General features: G+C 63.5%; 19 protein-coding genes. 10 read left to right on the top strand and 9 right to left on the bottom strand.

Features of this window, described 5'->3' with window-relative positions:
- The 5 genes from repC to LQK84_RS18255 form a co-directional block, all read right to left on the bottom strand.
- Positions 1–1,260: plasmid replication protein RepC (repC, locus tag LQK84_RS18275; RefSeq protein WP_230830171.1), on the bottom strand; the 1,260-nt coding region annotated here is incomplete at its 3' end.
- A 162-nt stretch (positions 1,261–1,422) separates the two neighbouring features.
- A complete protein-coding gene (gene repB / locus LQK84_RS18270) occupies positions 1,423–2,487 on the bottom strand; it encodes a plasmid partitioning protein RepB (protein ID WP_230830170.1) in 1,065 nt (354 codons plus the stop codon).
- Positions 2,484–3,662 (bottom strand): plasmid partitioning protein RepA, encoded by a 1,179-nt coding sequence (repA, locus tag LQK84_RS18265; RefSeq protein ID WP_230830169.1) that lies wholly within the window; start codon positions 3,660–3,662, stop codon positions 2,484–2,486. Before repA ends, repB begins: the two co-directional genes overlap by 4 nt.
- A 325-nt stretch (positions 3,663–3,987) precedes the next feature.
- Positions 3,988–4,473, bottom strand: a complete 486-nt coding sequence (locus LQK84_RS18260) for a MarR family winged helix-turn-helix transcriptional regulator (protein WP_230830168.1) — start codon at positions 4,471–4,473, stop codon at positions 3,988–3,990.
- 112 nt (positions 4,474–4,585) lie between these two features.
- The gene (locus LQK84_RS18255; RefSeq protein ID WP_230830167.1) at positions 4,586–6,157 is read right to left on the bottom strand and encodes a phytoene desaturase family protein; all 1,572 of its coding nucleotides are present in this window, start codon (positions 6,155–6,157) and stop codon (positions 4,586–4,588) included.
- A gap of 283 nt (positions 6,158–6,440) precedes the next feature.
- Between LQK84_RS18255 and LQK84_RS18250 the strand changes: the two genes are divergently transcribed.
- The 6 genes from LQK84_RS18250 (at position 6,441) to LQK84_RS18225 (ending at position 12,987) form a co-directional block, all read left to right on the top strand.
- Positions 6,441–7,226 carry a cyclase family protein gene (locus tag LQK84_RS18250; protein ID WP_230830166.1) on the top strand — a complete coding sequence of 262 codons (786 nt, stop codon included), beginning with the start codon at positions 6,441–6,443 and terminating at the stop codon, positions 7,224–7,226.
- Between the two features lie 504 nt (positions 7,227–7,730).
- Entirely contained in the window at positions 7,731–9,320 is a 1,590-nt protein-coding gene (locus LQK84_RS18245) for a phytoene desaturase family protein (protein ID WP_230830165.1), read from the top strand.
- 57 nt (positions 9,321–9,377) lie between these two features.
- Entirely contained in the window at positions 9,378–9,884 is a 507-nt protein-coding gene (locus tag LQK84_RS18240) for a MarR family winged helix-turn-helix transcriptional regulator (protein WP_230830164.1), read from the top strand.
- Positions 9,885–9,979: 95 nt separating this feature from the next.
- The gene (locus LQK84_RS18235) at positions 9,980–11,371 is read left to right on the top strand and encodes a methyl-accepting chemotaxis protein (RefSeq protein ID WP_230830163.1); all 1,392 of its coding nucleotides are present in this window, start codon (positions 9,980–9,982) and stop codon (positions 11,369–11,371) included.
- A 71-nt stretch (positions 11,372–11,442) separates the two neighbouring features.
- A complete protein-coding gene (locus LQK84_RS18230; protein ID WP_230830162.1) occupies positions 11,443–11,700 on the top strand; it encodes a FitA-like ribbon-helix-helix domain-containing protein in 258 nt (85 codons plus the stop codon).
- 162 nt (positions 11,701–11,862) lie between these two features.
- A complete protein-coding gene (locus LQK84_RS18225) occupies positions 11,863–12,987 on the top strand; it encodes a zinc-dependent alcohol dehydrogenase family protein (protein WP_230830161.1) in 1,125 nt (374 codons plus the stop codon).
- A gap of 98 nt (positions 12,988–13,085) precedes the next feature.
- On the opposite strand, the gene LQK84_RS18220 is transcribed toward LQK84_RS18225, so the two are convergent.
- Together LQK84_RS18220 and LQK84_RS18215 are read right to left on the bottom strand one after the other, a co-directional pair.
- Entirely contained in the window at positions 13,086–14,801 is a 1,716-nt protein-coding gene (locus LQK84_RS18220; protein WP_230830160.1) for a GMC family oxidoreductase, read from the bottom strand.
- Positions 14,802–14,894: 93 nt separating this feature from the next.
- Positions 14,895–16,004 (bottom strand): Fic family protein, encoded by a 1,110-nt coding sequence (locus tag LQK84_RS18215; RefSeq protein ID WP_230830159.1) that lies wholly within the window; start codon positions 16,002–16,004, stop codon positions 14,895–14,897.
- Between the two features lie 159 nt (positions 16,005–16,163).
- On the opposite strand from LQK84_RS18215, the gene LQK84_RS18210 reads away from it, so the two are divergent.
- Positions 16,164–16,511: a DUF3088 domain-containing protein gene (locus LQK84_RS18210; protein ID WP_230830158.1), complete on the top strand. Its 348-nt coding sequence runs from the start codon at positions 16,164–16,166 to the stop codon at positions 16,509–16,511.
- A gap of 417 nt (positions 16,512–16,928) precedes the next feature.
- Entirely contained in the window at positions 16,929–18,152 is a 1,224-nt protein-coding gene (locus tag LQK84_RS18205; protein ID WP_230830157.1) for a sensor domain-containing phosphodiesterase, read from the top strand.
- 273 nt (positions 18,153–18,425) lie between these two features.
- On the opposite strand, the gene LQK84_RS18200 is transcribed toward LQK84_RS18205, so the two are convergent.
- Together LQK84_RS18200 and LQK84_RS18195 are read right to left on the bottom strand one after the other, a co-directional pair.
- Positions 18,426–19,976, bottom strand: a complete 1,551-nt coding sequence (locus LQK84_RS18200) for an indolepyruvate oxidoreductase subunit beta family protein (RefSeq protein ID WP_230830156.1) — start codon at positions 19,974–19,976, stop codon at positions 18,426–18,428.
- Between the two features lie 14 nt (positions 19,977–19,990).
- A complete protein-coding gene (locus LQK84_RS18195; protein ID WP_230830155.1) occupies positions 19,991–22,144 on the bottom strand; it encodes an indolepyruvate ferredoxin oxidoreductase subunit alpha in 2,154 nt (717 codons plus the stop codon).
- Positions 22,145–22,401: 257 nt separating this feature from the next.
- On the opposite strand from LQK84_RS18195, the gene LQK84_RS18190 reads away from it, so the two are divergent.
- Together LQK84_RS18190 and LQK84_RS18185 are read left to right on the top strand one after the other, a co-directional pair.
- On the top strand, positions 22,402–23,937 hold the full coding sequence (locus LQK84_RS18190; RefSeq protein WP_230830154.1) for an ABC transporter substrate-binding protein: 1,536 nt from the start codon (positions 22,402–22,404) through the stop codon (positions 23,935–23,937).
- Between the two features lie 110 nt (positions 23,938–24,047).
- Positions 24,048–25,055: an ABC transporter permease gene (locus tag LQK84_RS18185; protein ID WP_230830153.1), complete on the top strand. Its 1,008-nt coding sequence runs from the start codon at positions 24,048–24,050 to the stop codon at positions 25,053–25,055.
- The last annotated feature ends 12 nt before the right edge of the window (positions 25,056–25,067 follow it).

The raw sequence follows: 25,067 nt of genomic DNA, 5'->3' as shown, positions 1-25,067 counted from the left end.
GACGATTTCCGGGCAGGCGGACAGCACCATGCCGAGCGGGAAGGGTTTCAGGCCCGCGATGCTGTCGAGCGACTTGCGCTCGGGCGCGGCACCACCCGAAGACACGGCGCGGAGATCCGGCCTCGCAGCCTGATCCGGCGCGGTCTCGCCCGCAAAACCGGCGGGCCCCCCCTCCCCTGCGGTGGATTTTGCTCCGTTTGCGGCCAGCCCTGCGGCTATTCTTGCAGCCTGACGGCGCCGGCGGGCGATTTCAGCCGCGGCTGCGTCGTCGACCTCTCCGCCGGGCCCGCGGCCCGTCCGGATTGCGCCCGCCCCAGCAATTTCCTCGCCTGCCGCGCGCCGGTCGGCATCGCCACCCACCTCCCCGGTTCCCTGGCCTTCAGCCGTTTCCCTCACTTCGGCCCAATCCCGCCCGGCTTCATCCCGATTTTGCCCCTGCGTCTTTTCAAAGCGCGGTTCAAGTTCAGAATAAGAGTCGGGATTTGAATTCTGTATATGCCGCTCGTTGTGATGGGCATTGCCGCTTTGATTTTGGGTTTTCAGCTGCATTTCCAGCTGGTTGAGGATGTTTTCCCGCAGGAACGTCATCGCATCGAGCGTTCGAGTCACCATCGGCGCGCTCGGCTTCCTCGGATAGTCGGCGAGGATCGCCCGATATTCGGCCTCTGCGGCCTGCCAGTCACCGGAAGCACCCTCTTCGATCGCGGTCGCAATCAGCTTGGCGACATCGCGCCGGCAGATGGTGAGCCGTTCCTTCAGGCGCTGTAGATGCAGGCGCTCCGCCTCGACCTCGGCCGCCAGGCGCTCGATCTCGTCTGCCCGGGCGAGCAGCGGCGCAAGCGAAAAGCCAAACGCCTCGTCGATCTGGCCTTCGCGGTCGCGGCGGACGAAGCGCTTGCCATTGGCGCTGTCGCGGCGGGTCAGGAGGCCGGCGTCGATGAGGCTGGCGATATGGCGGCGGATGGTCTGCTCGGCCATGCCATGGGCCCTCAGCGACAGCTGCGCATTGGAGGGAAACACGATCATCGTGTCTTCCGCCGAAAGTTCGGTCTTCGGATAGAAGCTGAGCAGCGCGTTGAGGATCGCAAGCGCCCGGTCGGTGACGCCCAGCCGTTCGCGCGCTTCGCAGAGCGCCCGGTAAAGCTTCCACTTGTCGGCGCGGGCGCCCTCCTCGATCTCCGCCGATGCCATCTGGTCTTTCAACATGGCATAGGTCAGCGGCCGCCGCCCGAAGGGCGTCGTCACATGGTCCAGCTGCATCTCAGCTCTCACCTTTCAAAAGGCAAAAGAAAGCCGCCCGCCAAAAATGACGGTGAAACATCTTGACTGCGATTCGGGGAAATGCGATTCTCTAGCTGCTAGACACGAGAAGGGCTTCCACGGTTCGCCGTTTGGGGGCCTTTTTCTTTTGCGGGTCTCTGTTTAACTCCGTTTCTGTTCCGTCCTGCGCGACGCGTCCTTGTGGTAGGCGTCGTGAAGTTCTTCCATGCGCTCGGCCAGATAGGCAACGAAATCGGCCGGAACCGACTTGCTGAACACCATCCTGCCGCCCGCCTTGCCATAGGCGACATCCACCAGCTTGATGCCGCGCGAGACGACTTCCAGCGGGCCGGGGTCCTTGGGCGCGGGCTTCGTTGCCTTGACGAACATGGACGACATGGCCAGCGCAAAGCGCTCCTCGCTCGTCATGTTCTTGCCGGCGAAATCCAGCACTTCCTGCACCATGACATGCGAATGCTGATGCGTGATCCACTTCTCCATCAGCTCGATCCAGCGCCGCCGGCCGATTTCGGGCGCCGGGCCGATGGTGCGCACCAGCTTGTCGGGCAGCGTGTTGGCCAGCCGGATCATCTCCGAAATATGCGACTTGCCGGTCGACAGCGACGCAGCGATCGTGTTGCGCGAATAGCCGGCCTTTTCCATCGTCAGCGCAAAGGCGCATTTCTCGATGAAGGTCAGATCGTTGCGGGCGGTGTTTTCCTCGCCCTGGTAGATGACGGCCTGCTCGTCTGAAAGCTCGCGCACCACCGCCTTGAACTTGAGCCCGAGCTTCTTGGCCGCGGCCAGTCGCCGGCGGCCATAGACGATCTGGTAGCGCTGCGGCTCGCCGGGCGCGGGGCGCACGAGACCGGGAACGATCTGGCCGCGATCAGCCATGCTGATGACGAGCTCCGAGATCGCCGTGTCGTCATAGGCGCCTTCGAAACGGTCGGCGAGCGCGGACGGCAGAACCGTATCCGGGTCAAGCTCGACGACCTGGCCCCCCTCTTTCATCAGTTTGTCGATGAGTTCGCCGCGCTCCTGGATCTGGCGAACGCCGGCGGCGACCTTCATCAGATGCGGCGAGGCAAGCGGCCGGGGGGCCACCGTTGCGGCCGGGGAACCGGCAGGCGCGCCGGCAGAAGCGGATGGTGGAGCGTCAGCCGCCCCCTCCCCCAGCTTGCCTAGCACATTGGCAAACATGCCCTTCGAATCCTTGCGGCTCATTGGCGCCCCCACGCGTTCCACAGCAGTTGCTCGATCTCGGCATTCGCCGCATTGATCGACTCGATCGCCCGGTCATAGGTCTTGGGCGCGGAGAATCGCGCCCGCTGCACCTCGTACAGGCTCTGCTTCCATGTTAGCGCATCCGCGACCGCCGTGGATTTGATGACCATGTTCAACAACAGGTCATTGCCGAAAACCTGTCGCATGAGGGCCATCATATTGGCCTGCGGGTGGTCGTTCGGCTCGAATTTGGTGATCAGGAACTTGGCGAAATCCCACTGCGCCGGCGCCCCGATATCGGCGAGGATCTGCATGTAGGAGCCGGCGAGCTCCAGGAATTTCGCCGTCGAATCCACGTCCAGCATATGGGCCGGAACCGGGATGAGCACGCCGGTCGCAGCCGTCAGCGACGAGAGCGTCAGGAAGTTGAGCGACGGGGCCGAATCCATCAGGATCACGTCGTAGCGATCGGCGATCTGCTCGATCGCCTGATTGACCCGGAGCAGGAAGCCGGTGCCGCCGGTGTTGCGCATTTCAAGCGCGACCGCCGTTTCGAACTCGGTGAGTTCAAGCCCTGCGCAGATGACGTCGAAGCCGGCAATATGGGTCTTGTGGATCAGCGTTTCGGTGGCGACCGGATCGTCGAAGCGGATCGCCGAATAGAAGGTCTCGCCCTCGCGCGGATCGAAGCCTTCGAGCGCGCCGTGCAGCGCCGTCAGCGAAGCCTGCGGATCCAGATCGATGGCGAGAACGCGATAGCCCTTCAGCGCCAGATAGTGGCCGAGATGGATCGTCGTGGAGGTCTTGGAGGAGCCGCCCTTGAAGTTGGTGACCGCAATGACCTGACAGGCCTCGCCCTCGGCGCGGCGCGGATTGATCCATTTCTTGCGGCCGTTTTCGGCGAGGAGAAGACGCAGTTCGAGGATCTGCTCGACGGAATAGAGGCGCCTTCCATTGGCGGCGACTTCCGGCTCCGGGCCTTTGCCCTTCAGCGAAATCTGGCGGATATAGGCCTCGGTCACATCGAGAAGCTGGGCGACTTCCGAGGAGGCGAACTTGCGCATGGTGCGGTGGGCATCCGGCGGATATTGGGCAAGCGACAGGTTGCGCAGAGCCACATCGAGCTTTGCGGAAAACGTCTGCATGAAATCGAGGCTGCTCAGGTGCCGAGTCAAATGACGATCCTCTCCTTTTGAACTGCCACCATCTTACAGACTATGGTTAACGAAATGTTGATCGGGTCGAGACTACGCAAAAAATCGAAATTTTCGGAAATCCGCGTAACAGGTGATACGACGATTCGGGAAGGGTCGGCAAATGGCGTGAGGCCTGGCGAAAGTTCCCCGCGGGGAACTTTACACGGACGGATCAGGACAGCACGGAAAATTGCAGGATCGGGGAAGGCGAATTCGAGCGGGGCAAGGGCGATCCGCCACCCCCTGAAACGCAAAAAGTTCCCCGCGGGGAACTTTTCGGGAAATGGAGGCAAGTGCCCTCGCCTCAGTCTTCGTCGGACAAGTGGCGCTGGGCCGATTCCTTGACATGGCCGACATGGGTCAGCAGTCCGGAAATGACGGTCGGGTCGACCTCCGCCATCATCTCCTTGATCCAGCGCTCATGCGCCTCCGCCATGCCTTCGAAATAGCTGCGGCCCTTCTCGGTGAGGCGGGCGACGGTGACGCGCTTGTCGTCTTCGAGGCGTTCGCGGAGAATCGTGCCGTCCGCTTCCAGACGCTCGACGAGGCCGGTGACGTTTCCGTTGGTGACCATGGTGCGGCTCGAAAGCTCGCCGAGACGAAGCCCGTCCTTCTCGCGATAGAGCTGGGCGAGCAGGTCGAACTGCGGCAGCGTCGCACCGAATTCGCGGCGCAGGCGTCTTCGGATTTCCTGCGACATGAGCTTGGTCGTGGCAAGCAGGCGCAGCCAGAGCTTCAGCTCCTGCTTCTTGCCCTCCTGGGCGTCGCTGGCAACCAGTTCGAGATCCATCGCGTGTCCGTCATGCTTCGAGTTGAGCTGGACCTTACCTGCGGGAATGCGCCTGCCCCGTCAAGACTTTCCTTGAGGCCTGAAACAATTGCCCACTGCGGTTTCGCAACCGTCAGCCGGCCAGCATCTTTGCCAGCATGAAACCGGACCCCGCCCCCGTGCCGGCGCCCGGCCATGTCGCCGCGCCGCACATATAGAGACCATCCACCGGGCTCTTGTAGCGCGAGTAGCCGGCGACGGGGCGGAAGAGGAAATTCTGGTCGAGATGATGTGAGCCGGAGAGGCTGTCGCCACCGATGAGGTTCGGGTTTTCGGTCTGCAGATCGAGCGGCGACCAGACGGCGCGGCCGCGGATTTTGGAGCGCAGGCCGGGCGCATAATTTTCGATGATCGAGAGAACGCGATCGGCATAGGCGTCCTTCACCGAGGCCCAATCCGTTGCGGCAATCTCGCCCGCCGCATCGCCCTTGATCTCGGCGGGGAGAACGCGGACCTGCACCCAGAGCACATGCTTGCCGTCGGGCGCACGGCTCGCGTCAAGCGCGGTCGGCTGGCCGACGACAAGGGCGGGTTCGCGCGGCAGCAGGCCGGAAACGGCCTCGTCATAGACGCGGGTCATCATCGAGAGGTTCGGCGCGATATGGACATAGGCGTAGGATTTCAGATCCGGCGAGGCGGACCAGTCGGGCAGGCCATCGAGCGTCAGATGGATCATCATGGCGCCGGGGCCGGGGCGGTAGGTCGACAGACCATCGGCGAAGCGGCGGGGCAGGGTGCTGTCCTTCACCATGCCGTTGAAGAGAAGCTTCGGATGGATGTTGGCGATGACGGCCTTCTTCGCCGTCAGCGTGCGGCCATCGGAAAGCGTCACCGACGTTGCACGACCACCGGACACGCCCACGGACGTCACCGGAGAATTGAGGAAGAGTTCCCCACCCTTGGCTTGCAGCAGTCCCGTCATCGCCTTGATGATCGTATCCGCCCCACCCTGACCGATCACCATGCCGAAAGCCTGGTTGGTCATCGTTTCCAGATAGGGGAAGAGTGCACCACCGGACGTATCCGGCGGGAAGTCGAGATGCAGGCCCCAGGCGGCCATCATCGCCTTCAGTTTCTCATTGCCGAAATGCCGGTCGAGGAAACCGCGGGGCGAGGAGAGGAGGAGGCGCAGGAGATCGGTGAGCAGCGGAACGCCGCCGGCGCGCCAGGCCTTCCACACTGTCCTGACGCTGCCGAGCGACGGCATGGGGGCGCCGAGCAGGCCGAAGAGATGCGGAGCCATCGCGCCGAAATCCGCGGACATGGCGGCAAAGCTTTCGGCATCCTTCGGCGAGAGCGCGGCAATCGCCGCCTTGTTGGCCGCCGCATCGGTGCCGATGCCGAGATGGGTGCCGTCCGGAAAGACGCTGGCGAAGCAATGCGGCGCGGGCACGAATTTCAGACCGTGGGCGGCAAGCTCGCCGGCATAGGTCTGGTGGAAGGCGGAGCCGGCGAACATCGAAAGGTTCATGGCGGCAAGGTCGTGGCGGAAGCCGGGCTCGACGAGCTCCTCGGTCTTCACGGCACCCCCGGCCGTGCCCTTCGCCTCGACGACGGCGACCTTCCAGCCCTTCGCCGCCAGATGGACGGCAGCGGCAAGACCATTGTGACCTGCGCCCAGAATGACCGCATCGAATTCAGACATGACGTTCCCCCGATTTTCCGGTTTTATTTCTGTATGCATACATTTTCCCGAAAATGCATCAAGCTTAAAATAATTCCGGAACCGGAGAAAATCGGTGCGCCAGACCCTATTTCCCCGCCTGTCGCGGTTACAGGCGCGTCAGGCCGCCAGGCGAGAACGGAAAAGCCCGAAAAGCTGCACGCAAAATTACTTGCATTTACATATTTTCTGATCTAGCGTCGCCTCAATGCAGGACCCGGCCGGGCTTCCGCCGGGTGCGCATCCGCCAATAAAGGGGAACGCCATGACGGATACAAGCACACTTTCACAACTCGCCGCCAATCTTCTGACCGGCAAGGTCAAGGTCGTTGATCTCACCGCGCCGCTCGGCCCGGAAACGCCTGTTCTTTACCTCCCGCCGCAGTTCGGCAAGAACACGCCGAGCGTCAAGGTCCACGAGATTTCGGCCTATGACGAAAACGGTCCGTTCTGGGCCTGGAACTGGCTGGAACTGGGCGAGCATACCGGCACGCATTTCGATGCCCCCTGCCACTGGATCACCGGCAAGGACCACCCCGGCAACACGACCGACACCATCCCGCCGCAGAACTTCGTCGCTCCGGTCAACGTCATCGACCGTTCCAAGGAAGCCGCTGCCAATCACGACTATCTGCTGACGGTCGAAAGCATCAAGGAATGGGAAGCCGAGCACGGCGAGATCGAAGCCGGCACCTGGGTCGTCATGCGCACCGACTGGTACAAGCGCAACGGCTCTTCCGAAGCCTTCCTCAATGCCGACGAAACCGGCCCGCACACGCCCGGCCCGACGGCGGAAGCGATCGAATATCTGCTCTCCAAGGGCATTATCGGCTGGGGCCAGGAAACGATCGGCACCGATGCCGGCATGGCCGGTGGCATGAACCCGCCCTTCCCGGCGCATAACCTCATGCACAAGGCCAACAAGTATGGCCTCGCCAGCCTCTCGAACCTCGACCAGCTGCCGCCCAAGGGCGCGGTCCTGATCGCCGCACCGCTGAAGTTCGTCAACGGCACGGGTTCGCCGGTGCGCGCGCTGGCGCTGATTGCGTAAGGGCAGGGCGCTTTCTGAGGGCTGCGGCTTGAGGTGAGGGGCGGTGCCACGGGCCGATTGGGCTCGCGCAACCGGCCACCTCGTTCTCCGTCATGCCGGACTTGATCCGGCATCCAGTCGCGCGATGTCCATCGCGCGGCGGGACTCCTCTTTAAGGAGTCTTCTCAGCCCGCAGACGCGGGCTGGCTGGATCCCGGATCAAGTCCGGGATGACGGAAGGAGAGAGTGGAACAGTGCCCCCATCCGTCTCCCTCGCTTCAAGGGGGAGATGGCGGCAGCCAGAGGGGGACTTTACCGCAAGCACTGAGCGAGCGGAGGGAAAGACCCCTCCCCAACCCTCCCCACAAGAGGGAGGAAGAGCGACCGCTGCGGCAAGCCCCCTCATCCGACCCTTCGGGCCACCTTCTCCCCGATGGGGAGAAGAGGGTGAAAGCCGCGCGACCACCGCCAAAAACGCACCGAACAGCGAAGAACACACGCATCACCACCATTGGAGACAGGCAGATGAGCGATCCGGATTACATCATCGTCGGCAGCGGCATCAATGCGCTGGTGGCAGCGGCGATGCTCGGCAAGAAGGGCAAGAAGGTTCTGGTCCTTGAGCGCAACGGCCAGATCGGCGGATGTCTGCGCACCGAGGAAATCACCGCGCCGGGCTTTGTCCATGACGTGATGGCGACCACCATGGTGCTCTTCATCACCTCGCCGGCCTTTGCAGCGCTCGGCAAGGACCTGGAAGCGCGCGGGCTGGAGTTCTGCCAAACGGCTACCCCGACCGGCGTGCTGCGGCCCGATGGATCGCATGCTATCCTTTCCATGAACCGCGCTGAGAACATCGCGAATTTCGAAAAGCTCGGCGCCGGCGACGGTCAGGCCTTCGACCGCGAGATGAACCGCTTTGGCGGCAATGCCGGTTTTGTCTTCGGGCTGCTGGGCGGCAATCTCTGGTCCATGGCGACAGCCAAGCTGGTGGCGAAGGAAGCGTGGTCGCGCGGCCTCAAGGGTCTCGCCGGCTTCTTCGGCGAGGCGCTGGCGCCTGCCCGGTCCTATCTGGAAACGACCTATCAATCCGAAGAGATCAAGGCGCTGTGGGCGCCCTGGGCGCTGCATTGCGGGCTGGGACCGGAAAGCAGCTATGGCGCGGAGATGACCAAGGTCATCGGTTTTGCCATCGAGCTGGCCGGCTGCCCGATCGTCAAGGGCGGCGCAGTCAACCTGCTGAAGGCGTTCGAAAAGCTGATCCGCGATCAGGGTGGCGACATCATCACCGGCGCGGATGTCGATGAAGTGGTGCTCGGGCCGGGCGGCAAGGCCACCGGCGTGCGCCTGACCGACGGCCGCAGCTTCAAGGCCGGCGCCGGCGTCGTCGCCTCGATGACGCCCGACCAGATCTACAAGCGGCTGCTGAAGAGCGGGGCCGCGGCCCTGCCGGACTATGTGAAGGACGGGCTGAAAGCCTATCGCTACGGCAAGGGCAACATGCAGATCCACTATGCGCTGAAGGCGGCGCCGCGCTGGAAAGCGGGCGAGGCGCTCGGCAAGGTGGCGCTGCTGCATCTGACGCCCGGCCTCGATGGCGTGTCGCGCTCGTCCAACGAGGCGGAGCGCGGGCTGCTGCCGGCGGAACCCACCGTCTGCGTCGGCCAGCCGGCCTCGTTTGATCCAAGCCGCGCGCCGGAAGGCCAGTCGATCCTCTGGCTGCAGCTGCCCGACACGCCGCGCTTCATCAAGGGCGATGCGGCGGGCCAGCTCGACTGCCCGGCCGACGGGCGCTGGACCGAGGCGCTGCGCGAGGCCTTTGCCGATCGCATCGAGGCGATGCTGCGCCACCATATCGAGAATTTCGACGAGGCGGTGATCGCCCGCCGTGTCTATTCGCCGGCCGATCTTGAAGCCATGAACATGAACCTCGTGGGCGGCGACCCCTATGGCGGTTTCTGTGGGCTTGACCAGTTTTTCCTCTGGCGTCCCTTCAAGAGACCGAATAACCACATGACGCATGTGCCGGGGCTCTACCATATCGGAGCATCCACCCATCCGGGGCCGGGCCTTGGCGGTGGATCGGGCTTCCTGCTCGCATCCTCCTTGAAATGATGAATGCCGGCCGGAGGCATCTGCCCCGGGCGTGAACGATGAACGGGAGACGACAGGATGGAGAACGGCTTTTCCGGCGAAGTTCTCGGGCCTCCGGGCAGCGAGGACGGCCGCATGCCGAGCCTGGGCGAAATGGGTCTCAACCATTTTGCGCCCTATATCATGAACCGCATCATGGCGCGCTGGAACGCCAACCTGTCGGAAGAGCTGCGCGCCCGCGACATCACGACCGCCAAGATGCGGGCGCTCGCCGTGCTCTCCGTCTCGACCTCGCTCACCATCAACGAGCTCTCCGTCTTCGGCGTCACCGAACAGTCGACCATGAGCCGCACGGTGGATTCTCTGGAAGAGCAGGGGCTGATCAGCCGCACGCCGCGCGCCGACGACCTGCGCGTGCGCGATGTCGCCATCACCGAGGAAGGCCGCACCGTGTTCAACGAGGTCTGGCCGGTCATGTATGACGGGCTGCGCCAGATGTTCCGCGACATCGACGACGACGAATATCGGGCGTTTCTCAACACGCTGCACAAGATCCTGCGCAATGTCCGCAAGAACGAGATGTGACAGGACATATGCTTAACGATTTATATTTAAAGCAATTTTAACGGGCGCTCCCTAGAATCTCTCCAAAATACACTTTGAACATATGGAGAGCGGGCGTGTTCAAGAACCTTTTCAGCAAGCCGGAGAATTTCCGGCAGGAACTGTCGAGCTATATTTTCGAAAATTCGCCGGATTGCGTCTGCGTGCTGCGCGAGGGCAGGGTGGTCGAGTTCAACGACGCCTTTGCCAAGATCATGCGGCAGCCGCGCGAAACGCTGATGGGGATCACGCCGCCGGACTTCTCGCCGGAAATGCAGCTGGACGGCCGTCGCTCGGACGAGGCTGCCATGGACCATATCCAGAAGGCGATGAAGGACGGGCATCACCGCTTCGAATGGCGCTGCCGCCGCACCGACAACAGCCAGTTTTCCGTCAACGTGACACTGATGCGCTGGCAGCGCGGCGATGAGGCGCTGCTCATCTTCGTCTGGCAGGATATCGATGAGGTGATCGAACTGCGCAACCGCGAGGCCGAGCAGATGGAGCGCATGAACCATCAGGCCACGCAGGACCAGAAGACGATCACCGCACTCGCCGAAGGGCTGAAGGCGCTAGCCGCCGGCAGGCTCTTCGTTTCCATCGACCAGATGTTCGACCCCAAGACCGAGGCGCTGCGGCAGGATTTCAACGCGGCGGCGCAGGCGCTCTGCCGGGAAATCTCCGAAATCGCCGCCGTCGCCGGCTCGATGTCGAAGAGCTCGCGCGAGATCGGCTCGGCCACCAAGGACCTGGCCTCCCGCACCGAACGGCAGGCCGCCAGCCTGGAGGAAGCCGCAGGTTCACTCAAGCACATCGTCGAGAGCATCAGCGCCACGGCCGATTTTGCTCGCAAGGCCAAGGGCCTCGTCGATCTGGCGCGCGGCGACAGCCATGCGATCAACGGCGTGGTCGAACGCGCCGTCGCCTCGATGGAGCAGATTTCGCGCTCCTCGTCGGAAATCGGCAAGATCATCGGCGTCATCGACGAGATTGCCTTCCAGACAAACCTGCTGGCGCTGAACGCCGGCGTCGAAGCCGCGCGTGCCGGTGATGCCGGCAAGGGCTTCGCGGTCGTTGCCCAGGAAGTGCGCGAGCTCGCCCAGCGCTCGGCCTCCGCCGCCAAGGAAATCCGCCAGCTGGTGACCACGTCCGAACGACAGGTGAAGGACGGCGTCGACCTCGTCGGCGAAACCGGCGGCGCACTGTCGCGCATCGCCGCCCATGTCGAGGAAATCGGCCGCGCTGTCGGCGAAATCGAGCAATCCGCGCAGGACGAGAATGTCTCGATCCGCGAGATCAACACGATGATCGGCGAGATCGACCAGGTCACCCAGCGCAACGCCGCCATGGTCGAAGAAACCGTGGCCGCCATCCATGCGCTCAACGACGACGTCAGCGACGTCGAGAACCGCGTGGCAAAGTTCGAGCTGCAGCAGGGCTACCAGCAGCCGGCGAGACGGTATGCTTGAGGGCGGTTCGCAATTGCGAAAGTGACGGCAATTCTGCAGAATGCCGTCACTCATCCGATTGAGAGCTTCCCATGGCGACGATTACCATCACGAATCTTCCAGACAGCGTCCATCGGGCTCTTCAGGTGCGGGCCACAGCAAGCGGTCGAAGCTTGGAGGCCGAAATCAGCACCATTCTTATTTGGGCTAGCAAGCCGGAAGGGCGGTTGAAGCTCGGATCGTTGCTGACATCCATCGCACGGGAGGCAGGCGGCCTGAGTGAAAACGAAGCCGGCCGCATGGATGCCTTGCGTGATCGCTCACCCGCAGTCCCTCTGCGTTTCGATTGAAGACGATGGTTTTCGAGGCAGAGGCGCACAAGACACGGCACCACCACCCGCTTTCATATATCTAAATCACGCCCCCGGATCGACGCCGAGGGCGTCGGCGAATTGACTTGGGCGAGGCCTGCCGCGATACCTTAGCCCCAAGAGGGCAGGGAGGCCGCAAGCATGAAAGCCAGGATCGCGCTGTTGCGAGCGATGGGGACGGCGCGTCCCTATCAGGAGACGAGGCCGCTCGAGATTGTCGAGGTGGATCTCGAGGATCCGGGTTTCGGCGAGGTGCGGGTGAAGATGGCGGCCGCAGGCCTTTGCCATTCCGACCTTTCGGTGATCAACGGCGACCGGCCGCGCGACATGCCGGTGGCGCTGGGGCACGAGGCCTCGGGCGTCATCGAGGCCGTCGGGCCGGGCGTGACGCGGTTTTCCCCGGGCGATCATGTCGTTCTCGTCTTCGTTCCCTCCTGTGGCCATTGCGTGCCCTGCGCGTCGGGCCGGCCGGCGCTCTGCGAACCGGGTGCGGCGGCGGCCGGCAAGGGCACGCTGCTTGCCGGCGAGCGGCGGCTGCGCTACCGGGGCGAGGCGCTCAACCATCATCTCGGCGTATCAGCCTTTTCGACCCATGCGGTCGTGTCTGAAAATTCCTGCATCAAGATCGACAAGTCCGTGCCGCTCGATCGCGCGGCGCTTCTCGGCTGCGCGGTGCTGACCGGCGTCGGCGCGGTGCTGAACTCGGGCGAGCTGAAGATGGGGCAAAGCTGCGCCATCGTCGGGCTTGGTGGCGTCGGGCTTGCGGGGCTTCTGGGTGCAATTGCCGCCGGTGCGGAGACGATCGTCGCGGTCGATCCGGCCGAGCACAAGCGGGCGCTGGCGCTGGAACTTGGCGCAACCCATGCCATCGATCCGACCGCAGAGGGCGCGGTCGCCGAGGTGAAGGCGTGGACCGGCGGCGGCGTCGAGCTGGCCGTCGAGCTGGCGGGCTCTGCGCCGGCGCTGAAATTCGCCTACGAGATCACACGGCGCGGCGGCACGACGGTGACCGGCGGCCTGCCGAACCCGAAGGCCGAATTCACCATTCCCGCCGTGTCGCTCACCGTCGGCGAGCAGACGCTGAAAGGCTCCTATGTCGGCTCCTGCGTGCCGGTGCGCGACATCCCGCGCTTCGCCGCCATGATGCAGGCCGGCAAGCTGCCGATCGAGAAGCTGATGACGCACCGGATCTCGCTCGACGAGATCAACGAAGGCTTCGAGCGGCTGGCCACCGGCGAAGCGATCCGGCAGGTGGTGATCTTTTAGAGCAATTCCAGCGAAAGTGGAAACCGGTTTCGCGTCCGGAATTGCGTGAAAACAAAGAGATAGAGCGCCTTCGCGTTTCCATGAAACGCGGAAACGCTCTAGGCCACTGCCGAGGCCCGCGCGCTAGGGCTCATCGGCCATTCGGTCCGGCGCTCCACCTCTTCGAGGATATGGCCCGCCGCCTTTTCGGCGATCATGATCGTCGGGGAATTGGTGTTGCCGCTGGTGATCGTCGGCATCACGCCGGCGTCCACAACGCGCAGGCCACGAACCCCGTAGACGCGGAGGCGACTGTCGACGACGACGAGCGGATCGTCGGCGCGGCCCATCTTCGTCGTGCCGACAGGGTGGAAGATGGTGCTGGCGATATCGCCGGCAAGCCGCGCCAGCTCCTCGTCGCTCTGGTATTGCACCCCCGGCTTCCACTCGATCGGCTGATAGCGGGCAAGCGCCGGCTGCGAAACGATATGGCGGGCCTGGCGGATGCTCTCAGCCGCGATATGCCGGTCCTCAGCCGTCGCCAGATAGTTGGGCGCAATCGCCGGCGCATCGGTCGCATTGCCGGAGCGGATGCGCACCGTGCCGCGGCTCGTCGGATTGAGATTGCAGACGCTGACGGTGAAGGCGGGCTCGCGATGCAGCGGCTGGCCGAAGGCTTCGAGGCTCAGCGGCTGGACGTGATATTCGAGATTGGCATGCGGCTGGCTCGCGTCGGAGCGGGTAAACGCGCCGAGCTGCGAGGGCGACATGCTCATCGGGCCGCTGCGCTTCAGCGCATATTCCATGCCGATCGCCATCTTGCCGAAGAGGCTGGAGGAGAGCGCGTTCAGCGTCTTGGCGCCATTCACCTTGAACACGGTGCGGATCTGCAGATGATCCTGCAGGTTGGCGCCGACACCGGGAAGATCGGCGACCGGCTGGATGCCGAGGCTCTGCAGGAAGGCGGCTTCGCCCAGCCCGCTCAGCTGCAGGATCTGCGGCGAGCCGATGGAGCCGGCCGAGAGGATCACTTCCCGCCGCGCCCGCACCTCGACCGGCACCCCGGTGCGGCGAAGGCGGACGCCGGAGCAGACCAGCGCGCCATCGTCCTCCGTCTCGAACAGCAGCCGCTCGACCTGCGCCTGCGTCCAGACCGTCAGATTGGGGCGCGACAGGACGGGGCGGAGAAACGCCTTGGAGGTATTCCAGCGCCAGCCGGCGCGCTGGTTGACGTCGAAATAGCCGACGCCCTCGTTGTCGCCGGTGTTGAAATCGTCGCTCTTCGGCACGCCGGCCTCGACGGCCGCCTCGGCGAAGGCTTCGAGCAGGTCCCAGCGCAGCCGCTGCTTTTCCACCCGCCATTCGCCGCCATGGCCGTGCAGATCGGAAAAGCGGCTGTTGCCGCCGGTTTCGGGATCGCGGCCGTTGTCGAGGCGATAGTGGTCTTCATGCGCCTTGAAATGGGTAAGCACATTGTCCCAGGTCCAGCTGTCGTCGCCGGTGAGGGCGGCCCAGTGGTCGTAGTCGCGCGCCTGGCCGCGCATGTAGATCATGCCGTTGATGGAGGAGCAGCCGCCCAGCGTCTTGCCGCGCGGATAGACGAGGCTGCGGCCATTGAGCCCGGCTTCGGATTCGGTCCTGTAAAGCCAGTCGGTGCGCGGATTGCCGATGCAGTAGAGATAGCCGACGGGGATGTGGATCCAGTGGTAATCATCCTTGCGGCCGGCCTCCAGCAGCAGCACGCGGCGGGACTTATCGCGGCTCAGGCGATTGGCGAGCAGGCAGCCCGCCGAACCCGCGCCCACGATGATGTAATCGAATGCCTCCACTGCCATGCCTCATCCTCCGGCCTGCGAGAATACAGCGCCCGCCCACCGACGCAACCACGTAACTCACGGACAATACAAAGGTATCACCTTTCCGATCGCTCACAGCAGCAGCGCATAGCGCGTATGGCGCCGCTCGCCGGTGCGGGAAAGCGCGCCGATCTCGACCAGCTGCTGCAGGTCGCGGGTCGCGGTGGCGCGGGAGGTGCCGGTGATGGCGATGTAGTTTTCGGCGCTCAGGCCCCCCACGAACCCGCCGATGCCCTCGCGGAAGAGGCGGGCGACGACCTTGTCCTGCCGCGTGTTGAGCCGCCCGCGAAAGCGGTCGTAGAAGCGTGCCTTGGCGATGAAGAAGGCGATGCGGGCGAGCGTCGTCTGCTGGGCGTCGAGAACGGTTTCGGCAAACCAGACGATCCAGTCGGTAATGTCGAGCCGGCGCTGATGGCGCTCCAGTTCGGCATAATAGGCCTTGCGGTTGCGCTCGATGGTGAAGGCGAGCGAGATCAGGCTCGGCTGGCCGATCGTCTGGGCCAGCGACTTTTCCGCCAATGCCCGTCCCAGACGACCATTGCCGTCCTCGAAGGGATGGATGCTTTCGAAATAGAGATGGCCGATCGCTGCACGGGCGAGCGGGGGGAGGGGGGCCGCCCCGCCGGGGCCGGTGCGGTTGAACCAGTCGATGAAGCGCGCCATCTCGTCCGGCACCCGGGCCGACGGCGGCGCCTCGAAATGGATCACCGGCCGGTCCACCGACCCCGAGACGATCTGCATCGCGTCGTCATGCCGCCGATAGGCGCCGACCGTCTCGATATGGCGGTTGCCGGCCATCAGCATGGCATGCCAGCGGAACAGCTCTTCATGCTCAAGGGGCGCTTCCCAGTTGAGATAGACATCGGCCATCATTTCGGCGATGCCGCGTTCCTGCGGCGTCACCCGCCGGACCGGATTGTTGTCCGCATCGAGCCCGAACTGCCGGCGCAGCGAGGATTGCACGCTCGCCCGGTCGAGAAACTCGCCCTCGATCTGCGATGTCTTGACGGCCTCGTCGCTCAAGAGTTCGATGCGCAGCTGGCTCCGGTCGTCATCGCCGAAATGCCGGACAGCGCCGATCACCTCGCCGGACGACTGGCGAAACCGCGCCTCCAGCGGCGCAAGGGCGGCCGCGTCATAGGTGAAATTCGGCCAATCGGGATACTGCCAGTTCCAGCGCATGAGCTATAGGACCCGTTTCTATAACTCATGATTACAGCATTTTGTGAGTTATAGAAAGGCCGGCTATCGCTCATTGCGGGCGCGGGAGACGACAAACCCTTGCCTTGCTCGGCCATGCTTTCTAAGACACGGGCCTCTCATCTTCCAAAAAGGCATGTCATGGCCCGCGATCTTCTCATTCTCATCACGCCCGGCTTTCCGGATACGAAGCTTTCGCCGGACAGGCTCTATTACTGCCCGCAATGCAATATGGTCGAAGGGCTGCTCGCGACCTTTCCCGAGCTGAACGACCGCGTCGATGTCATGCGCGTCGACTTCGCCCGCCCGCGCCCGGCCGTCATCGAGCGGATCGGCGAGGAGAACCAGGGGCTGCCGGTGCTGATCTTCGCGGACCCCGCCACCGCGCCGGCCGATGCGCTGCGCTTTGGCGAAACGCGCTTCGTCAGCGATATCGACCGCCTCTGCGAACTGCTCGCCGAGCGCTACGGGATCCCCTATGCGCACTGAAGGCCAAAGGGCTGCAATTTCTCTTTGCGCGTGATCGCAATCTCCTCCTGCCGGTCAAGCCCGGAGCGTCCGTTTCGTCGCCCCGGCCTTCGCCGACCATGCCGCGGCGACAGGCCGAATGCCTGAGTCGCACGCGGGCGGAGATGAAGCCCAACTGCACGCATCACCACAGGATAACCGGCAAAATCGAAAGCAGGATCCCCAGACGTCATGGTTGAAAAGATCGCGACACACAGGCATATTCTGCAATCCAGAGAAGAATTCAGAAAGTCTTCTCTAATATATGAACCATATTACTCTGGCGACCGGGAAGCCTGTCCACGCATTGACGCCGCCGCAGTCTGACAAGCCTTTGCAAGTCTTGCGCCTCTCTTGCCGAGCGGGGTGTCGAGGGAAAGCCGAGTTCCGGGGGGAAATGTGAGCAATCTTCATGATACCGGCAGAGGCCCGACGCCGTTGTCGGCCCCTGTTGCCAGCAATATCAATCTCATCCTCGATACGATCCGCACGCAGATGAACATGGATGTCGCGTTTCTGGCGGAATTTTCCGACGCCGTCCGCATCTTTCAGGGCGTCTCCTCGCTCGTCGAAAACCCGCCAATCCGCGCCGGCGACATTCACCCGATCGGCGCCGGCTATTGTCGCAAGGTGGTCGAAGGCGCGTTGCCGCAGCTGATCCCCAACACCGCCGATGTGCCGGCGACGGCCGAAATTCCCGAGACGGCGGAGGTGCCGATCGGCGCGCATCTGAGCGTTCCGCTGAAACTCGAGGACGGGCAGATCTACGGCACGCTCTGCTGCTTTGCCTTCACGCCGCGTCCCGATCTCGGCGAAACGCAGCTGGTACTGCTGCGCCAGCTTGCCGACCTGATGGCGCGGATGCTCGCCGGTGACATCAGCGCGCAGAAGAAGCGCCGCCGCACCCGCAAGCTGGTCGAGGCGGCGATTGCCGCCGGCGACCCGGCAATCGTCTTCCAGCCGATCGTCAACCTCAGGACCCGCGCCATCACCGGCTTCGAGGCGCTGTCGCGCTTTGCAAGCGAGCCGCCGCGCAGCCCCGACAAGTGGTTTGCCGATGCGGAACTGGCCGGGCTCGGAAGCCGGCTGGAGCTCCTGGCCGCCGAGCGCGCGCTGACGCAAGGCCGCACGCTGCCGGCGGATTGTTCGATCAACATCAACCTGTCGCCCAAGACGATCCTGACCGGCAACCTGCAGCCGCTTCTGGCGCTCGTGGATCCGGCGTCGCTGGTCATCGAGATCACCGAGCACGCCGCCGTCGACGACTATGCCGAGCTGCAGACCGCGCTGAAGAGCGCCCGGGCGCAGGGCGTCAGGATCGCCATCGACGACGCCGGCGCCGGCTATGCCAGCCTGCACCACATTCTCAAGCTGCAGCCGGATATCATCAAGTTCGACACGAGCCTCACCCGCGACATCGACACCGACCCGCTGCGCATCGCCATGATCAGCGCACTGACGGAATATGCAAGGCGGACGGGAACGGTGGTCGTGGCCGAGGGGGTGGAGACGGCGGAAGAGGAAACGACGCTGCGCGACCTCGGCGTCGACAAGGGGCAGGGCTATCTGTTCAGCAAGCCGAAGCCGGCGGCGGAGTTTGTGGAGCAGAGCAAGGCTGGCTGAAGGGGAGGCGGCGCTGCCGTGCGATATTCGCGGGCGGCGGTCTTGGGGAACCCCCCTCTGCCCTGCCGGGCATCTCCCCCGCAAGGGGGGAGATTGGCTGTGGCGCTCACCTCGCAGATGTTGAGCGCCCAGGGTGAGTTGGCGCACGTCTACCGCGGTCTGTGCTTGAAGTTGGAACGGGCGGGTGCCTTTTTCCGATCTCCCCCCATGCGGGGGAGATGGCCGGCAGGCCAGAGGGGGGTGCTGCTGGCGCTGCCGGTTGCGAAAATCCAATCAGAGCGTCGCCACCGTCTTCAGCGCGCCATCGAGCGCAATGCCGCCCTCATCCAGGAGCGCGGCCTGACGCAGCCGGCGCATCCAGGCGGCGCCATCGTCGCGACCGATCAGCATCGGCAGGGCCGACATGACGCGGTCGAACTTGGAAAGGCCGCGGACATGGGTGTCCGAATAGCCCTTCACGAGGCGACGGTTGCCGAGGACTTCGGCGGCGAGGTCGTAGTTCAGCGGCAGGACCTTCAGCGCCTCGGCGATCCAGGCATTGCGATGCGCGGTCTCGATCGAATGGCGCAGGCTGCCGCGGCGGAAGCGGCGGAGCGACGAGACGAAATAGAGGCCGGCGAACCAGAAGAGCGTGCCGGTCTGGACGCGGCGGCCCTTGTCGATGCGGCGGTTCAGCCAGTTGAAGAGGCCGGGGCGGTTTTCGATGAAGCTGCCGAGACCCTTGGGCAGCGTGCCGCAGACCTCTTCCATGCGCGGATGCATATATTCGGTCGTGTAGAGGATCTGGTCGCCCTTGACGCCGACTTCCTTCTTCACCCGGTCGAAACGGGTGCCGCGCGTCTTGAGATCGGCGACGCGGATCACGTCGTCATAGGCCATGGCAACAGCGACATACTTCGCCGCCTGTGCCGTGAAGGCGAATTCCTTCTCCGCCCCGCCATGCGCCTTGTCGGCGGCGTGGAGCCTGGCGACTTCGGTCAGGTATTCGTCCGCATAGGCGGGATCCTGGAAATCGGTCAGCTTCTTCACGCCCGCATAGAGCATGGGCTGGACGCTTTCCGGGAATTCATTCCTGATGCGGGCAATCAGCTTGTCGAGCGCCGGGTGTCCGGCGGAAGTCGGGATGGCGGCGAAGGTCTTGGGCGATGTGGCCGAGACCTTGTCATTGCCGCCGCGCAGCACGCGGTCATAGGCCGCGTTGAAGGCGCGAAGGCTGGCCTCGACACCCTTGCCGCCCTTGCGGACGGTCGCCTCGAAAGCCTCTTTCGAGAAAGGCAGCGCGCCGGAGGCGGCAAGCGCACCGAACATGGAGGAGGAAATGACGCTGCCGTTCTTCGTCGCCAGCGTGTCCATGTCGAAGGTGATGGTCTTCTTCGCGGCGAAATCGGTGGCGTCCACGACCACGGTCGGGTTGCCGGTGCCGTCGCCGGGCTTTTCCTTTTCGCCAACCGCATAGGAGCGGTGGGTGGAGGCAATCAGCATCGTCTTGTCCGGCGTGACCAGACCGCGCAGCACGGAGCGGCCGGCTTCCATCAGCTCGGCGGCGAGAACGATATCGACATCGCCGGGTGTGGGCATCAGCGCCAGAACCGGCTCGACGCCTTCGCGGGCCTTCAGCAGTTCGAGATAGTAGATCGTCGCACCCGTGCGCTGGGCAACGCCCGGCACGGAGGTGGTCTGCGCGACCCATCCTTGAGACTCGGCCAGATCGACGATCCAATCGGCGAGAACCCCGCCGCCCTGGCCGCCCATGGCGAGGATCGCCAGCGACAGCGGCTTGTCGTGCGAGAGAGCGGCAAATGCATTATCAACATGAACGTTCATGGTTCTCATCCCTCTCAATCAGCAAAGACGACGCGGCCGGAAGCGCGGCGCTTCTGGAGCCAGCCGATGACGGCGTTGCGCACGCGATGCGCAAAGCGGTCCCAGCCGGTGGGATTGTGGATGACATCGGCGCGATAGAAGGAGGGGCAGAGGACTGCCGCTTCCGAGACTTCGCCGCAATTGCCGCAGCCGACGCAGGAATTGTCGATCGCCGCGACCGGATCGTCCTTCAGCGGATCATCCGTATGCTTGACCGAGAGCGAGGGACAGCCGGAGAGGCGGATGCAGGCGTGATCGCCCGTGCAGACATCCTCATCCACGCCGAAGCGCTCCTTGACCATGCGCTTGCCGTCCTTCACCGCCTTGGCGAATTGCGGCTTCACGCGGCGCTGCTTGTTGAGCATGCATTCGGAAGAGGCGACGATGATCTTCGGCCCCGGCTCCTTGGTCGTCAGCGCCTCTTTCAGCGTGTCGCGCATCTTGGCGACATCATAGGTGCGGTCGATCTGGCGGACCCAGGTGGCGCCGATGCCCTTCACCGCATTGACGATGGAATTGTTGGTCTTGCGGCGCGGGTTGAGCGCACGCGACGACATGATGTCCTGACCGCCGGTTGCTGCCGAATAGTAGTTGTCGACGACGAGGATGACGCCATCCTGCTTGTTGAAGACGGCGTTGCCGACCGAAGTCGCAAGGCCGTTATGCCAGAAGCCGCCATCGCCCATGACCGAGATGGAGCGCTTGTCGGCCTCGACATTGAAGGCCGAGGCGGACGCGGGGCCAAGACCATAGCCCATCGTCGTGCCGCCGATATTGAAGGGCGGCAGGATGGAGAAGAGGTGACAGCCGATATCGGCCGAGACGTGGTGTTCGCCGAGTTCCTTTTCGACCAGCTTCATGGCGGCGAAGATCGGGCGTTCCGGACAGCCGGTGCAGAAGCCGGCAGGGCGCGGCGGCACGACTTCGGCCAGCGCCTTGACCTTGGGGTCGGTGAGGATCGGATCGGGGTTCGGCACCGGCGGGCGGTTGCCGAGCAGGCCGGGGGCATTGGCCTCGATGAAGGCGCCAAGGCCCTTGATGAGCACCGGCGTCGTATATTCGCCGCCGAGCGGCAGGATATCCTTGCCGGACACCTTCGTCTGGATGTCCTTGCGGCGGAAGAGCGTGTGCAGCGTGTGCTCGATATATTCCGGCGCGCCTTCCTCGACCATGAGGATCGCCTTCTTGCCGGCGGCAAATTCGATCAGCTCGTCGTCGACCATCGGATAGGAGACGTTCATGACATAGAGCGGCACGCGGCAATTGCCGTAGACGTCGGCGAGGCCGAGATGCTGGAGCGCACGCATCGCGCCGTTATAGACGCCACCCTGCAGCACGATGCCGATCTCGCCCTCAGCTGGGCCGAAATGTTCGTTGAGCTTGTTGGCCTTGATGAATTCGACGGCGGCGGGCCAGCGCTTCTCCAGCTTTTCCTTCTCATGCACGAAGGAGGCCGGCGGCAGCACGATGCGGTTGACGTCGCGGCGCGGATTTTCCAGCGCTTCCTTCAGCGTGTATTCCGGGCGCTTGTTGTCCTTGGCGACGAAATGGCCGTGGACGTGGCAGGAGCGGATGCCGACCTGCAGCATGACCGGCGTGTTGGAGGCTTCCGACAGCTCGAAGCCCTTTTCAACGGCTTCGACGATGGAAGGGAGGTTCGGGCGGGGCGTCATGAGCCACATCTGCGACTTCATCGCGAAGGCGTGGCTGCGCTCCTGCATGATCGAGGAGCCTTCGCCGAAATCCTCGCCGATGATGACCAGCGCACCGCCGGTGACACCACCGGACGAGAGGTTGGAGAGGGCATCAGACGCTACGTTCGTGCCGGCGGTGGACTTCCAGGTGACGGCGCCGCGCACCGGATACATGACCGAGGCAGAGAGCATGGCGGCGGCAGCGGCTTCGGACGCGGAGGTCTCGAAGTGAATGCCCAGCTCTTCCATGACATCCTTGGCATCGGCCAGAACATCCATGAGATGCGAAATCGGCGAGCCCTGATAGCCACCGACATAGGAGACCCCTGACTGGAGAAGCGCCTTGGTGATGGCGAGAATGCCTTCACCTCGGAAAATATCGCCTTCCTTGAGCTTCAGGTCTTCGACTTCACGCGCAAATGATCGCTCTGCCATGACGTTCCCCATCTTGTTGGCAAGTTATATGCAAATGCATATTTCATCTCTTGGATTGTGTCAATTGCATAAATCTCAGCCGGTCACGCGCGTGATTGCCTTTATATGTCGCGGCGAGGAAATATTCCATTTCATATTATTTTTGCGAAACTGCCCAAACGACCCTTGTCAAAATCCGGATTTTCATTTTAAGTTTCAAACAATCACAAAATCCGGAAACCACCGGAATTCCGTCAAGGGGAACATAGGAGTCCAAAATGACTGACATGACGCGTCGTGGCGTACTGGGACTGGGTGCGGTTACCGTTCTGACCGGCATTCTCGCCGGCCGGATCCCGGTTATGGCCGCAGAAACGAACACTCTGACGATTGCCTTCAACTCGAACCTGCCGTCCTTCGACGGCACGGTCGGCCTGTCGGGCGTGAACCCGGCAATCCAGGCAATCTATCGCTCCATCTACGATCAATATATCGGCCAGAAGCCGGACCTGTCCTTCGAGCCCGGCCTGCTGACGGCCTGGGGCTGGAACGACGACAAGACCAAGGTCTGGATGGATGTGCGCGAAGGCGTAAAGTGGCATGACGGCTCGGACTTCACGCCCGAAGACATCGTCTGGTCGCTGACCCGCGCCGGCAAGCCCGAAACCGGCAACCCGGTTGCCAGCGTCTGGGCCAGCATCGGCAACTACAAGGTCGAGGGCAAGCGGATCACCGCCGATGTTCTCAACTTCGACCCCACCATCTTCAAGTGGATGGCCTTCCTCACCGGCTTCGTGCTGCCCAAGGCCTATTATGAAAAGGTCGGCGCGGAAGGTTTCGAAAAGAAGCCGATCGGCACCGGCCCCTACATGTTCGACGCTTACGAAGGCAATTCCTTCCTGCGTCTCAAGGCCAACCCGCATTACTGGGGCGGCAAGCCGGCGTTTGAAACGGTCATCTTCAAGTTCGTGACCGATCCGACGAGCCGTGTCGCCGAAATCGAGAGCGGCTCGTCCGACGTGACGCTCGAAATTCCTTACGAGGAATTCGACCGCCTGAAGGCGAAGAAGGGCTTTGCCGGCGTCTCCTCGCCGATCTCCGACATCGGCATGATCTTCATCACCAATGTCGAGCCGATGCTGGACAAGAATGTGCGGCTTGCCGCCCATCACGCCATCGACAAGGCCGGCATCGTCAAGAAGCTGCTGCGTGGCTATGGCCTGCCGATCGACACGCTGGAAGCCCCGGAATATGTCGCCTTCGATCCGTCGATCAAGGTTCCTTATGACCCGGACAAGGCCGTGGCCCTTCTCAAGGCCTCGGGCTATTCCAAGGACAAGCCGGTCAAGTTCAAGATCCAGACCACGCGCGGCCTGAAGCCCAAGGATTATGAAATGATCCAGGCGATTGTCGGCATGTGGCGCAAGGTCGGCATCGACGCCGAGATCGAAGTCTACGAAATCGCCAAGCATTACGAACTGCGCGCCGGCCACAAGCTCGCGCCCGCTGCCTTCTACAACTGGGGCAACGCAATCGGCGATCCGACGACCTCGACCGGCTTTGCCATGTTCTCCAAGTCGCCGCATTCCGGCTGGAAGACCGACGATGTCGACGCCCTGATCGGTCCGCTCTGGGGCGAAAAGGACGAGGCCAAGCGCATTGCCGGCTGGAAGGCCGTCGACAAGTATATTGCCGAGCAGGGCTATGTGATCCCGCTCCTGCAGTATGTGCAGCCGATCGTCTTCAAGTCCTCGCTGAAGGTGACGCCGAACGTGTCGAGCGCGCTGCAGCCGACGCTGGTCTCCAAGGCCTGACATTAAAGCCGCGCCGTGCCCGATCTTGGGGCACGGCGTGGCTTGCCCCTGTTCGCAGACCCGTGCGCCCGGTCAATCCCCGGCGCTGACGGCAACAGGAAGGTTTCATCATGACCGCTTCCGATCTTCTCAATCGTCTTTTCATGGCGGTGCTGACGCTTGCCGGCGTCGCCGTCATCGTCTTCTGTCTGTTGCGCATCGTGCCGGGCGATCCGATCGCCATGATGATCTCGCCGAGCGCGACGCCGGCAGACATCGCCGCATTGCGCGCCCATTACGGCCTCGATCTCGGCCTGCCGCAGCAATTCGGCATCTGGTTTACCGATGTCCTGAAGGGCAATTTCGGCACATCGATCTCGCAACGTCGCGACGTGATGGAGCTGATCGGCGAGCGCCTGCCGGCGACACTGGAACTGGCCTTTGCCGCCCTCGTCTTCGGCGTGCTGGCCGGGGGCGTGATCGCGACGCTCGGAACACTCGCCCGCCGCACTGCGCTCGATCCGGCGCTGGACTTCATCAACGGCCTGTTTCTCGCCGTTCCCGATTTCGTCTGGGCGCTGGCGCTCGTGCTGCTGCTCGGCGTGTTCTGGCCGGTCTTCCCCTTGTCTGGCCGCATCGACCCGACGCTTTCGACGTATTTTCATACGGATTTCTATCTGATTGAAAGCCTGGTGACCTTCAAGTTCTCAGCCTTCGGCGATCTCATCGCCCACATGGTCATGCCGATGCTGGCGCTGGGCCTGCCGCTCGCCGCCATTGTCGTGCGGACGCTGAAGGAAGCGCTCGCCGAAGCCATGGTGCAGGATTACGTCCTGCTGGCGCGGCTGAAGGGCATGTCGCCGCTGCGGCTCGTGCTGCAGGAGGCGCTGCGCAATGCCGTCGGCCCGACGCTGACGCTGACCGGCGTGCAATTCACCTTCATGATCGGCGGCACCGTCATCGTGGAGCGCATCTTCTCCTATCCCGGTCTCGGCAACATGGCGATCGACGCGGTGATCAACCGCGACCTGCCGCTGATCCAGGGCATCGTGCTGACCTTCGGCGCGATCTTCATTCTCGTGAACATTCTTGTCGATCTCATCGCCGCCTGGCTGAACCCGAGAAATGCCCATGGCTGAGATTGTCACCAC

Source organism: Rhizobium sp. C4 (assembly GCF_021026315.1).
Taxonomy (GTDB): Bacteria; Pseudomonadota; Alphaproteobacteria; order Rhizobiales; family Rhizobiaceae; genus Ensifer_A.
This window is presented reverse-complemented; position numbering and strand designations above follow the sequence as displayed.

Excerpts from the sequence above, each read along its gene's own strand:
- LQK84_RS18185 (WP_230830153.1), top strand. The coding sequence starts at position 24,048 with ATGACCGCTTCCGATCTTCTCAATCGTCTTTTCATGGCGGTGCTGACG.
- LQK84_RS18220 (WP_230830160.1), bottom strand. The coding sequence starts at position 14,801 with ATGGCAGTGGAGGCATTCGATTACATCATCGTGGGCGCGGGTTCGGCG.
- LQK84_RS18240 (WP_230830164.1), top strand. The coding sequence starts at position 9,378 with ATGGAGAACGGCTTTTCCGGCGAAGTTCTCGGGCCTCCGGGCAGCGAG.
- repB (WP_230830170.1), bottom strand. The coding sequence starts at position 2,487 with ATGAGCCGCAAGGATTCGAAGGGCATGTTTGCCAATGTGCTAGGCAAG.
- LQK84_RS18210 (WP_230830158.1), top strand. The coding sequence starts at position 16,164 with ATGGCCCGCGATCTTCTCATTCTCATCACGCCCGGCTTTCCGGATACG.
- LQK84_RS18225 (WP_230830161.1), top strand. The coding sequence starts at position 11,863 with ATGAAAGCCAGGATCGCGCTGTTGCGAGCGATGGGGACGGCGCGTCCC.
- LQK84_RS18260 (WP_230830168.1), bottom strand. The coding sequence starts at position 4,473 with ATGGATCTCGAACTGGTTGCCAGCGACGCCCAGGAGGGCAAGAAGCAG.
- LQK84_RS18230 (WP_230830162.1), top strand. The coding sequence starts at position 11,443 with ATGGCGACGATTACCATCACGAATCTTCCAGACAGCGTCCATCGGGCT.
- LQK84_RS18250 (WP_230830166.1), top strand. The coding sequence starts at position 6,441 with ATGACGGATACAAGCACACTTTCACAACTCGCCGCCAATCTTCTGACC.
- LQK84_RS18195 (WP_230830155.1), bottom strand. The coding sequence starts at position 22,144 with ATGGCAGAGCGATCATTTGCGCGTGAAGTCGAAGACCTGAAGCTCAAG.
- LQK84_RS18255 (WP_230830167.1), bottom strand. The coding sequence starts at position 6,157 with ATGTCTGAATTCGATGCGGTCATTCTGGGCGCAGGTCACAATGGTCTT.
- LQK84_RS18190 (WP_230830154.1), top strand. The coding sequence starts at position 22,402 with ATGACTGACATGACGCGTCGTGGCGTACTGGGACTGGGTGCGGTTACC.
- LQK84_RS18245 (WP_230830165.1), top strand. The coding sequence starts at position 7,731 with ATGAGCGATCCGGATTACATCATCGTCGGCAGCGGCATCAATGCGCTG.
- LQK84_RS18200 (WP_230830156.1), bottom strand. The coding sequence starts at position 19,976 with ATGAACGTTCATGTTGATAATGCATTTGCCGCTCTCTCGCACGACAAG.
- LQK84_RS18215 (WP_230830159.1), bottom strand. The coding sequence starts at position 16,004 with ATGCGCTGGAACTGGCAGTATCCCGATTGGCCGAATTTCACCTATGAC.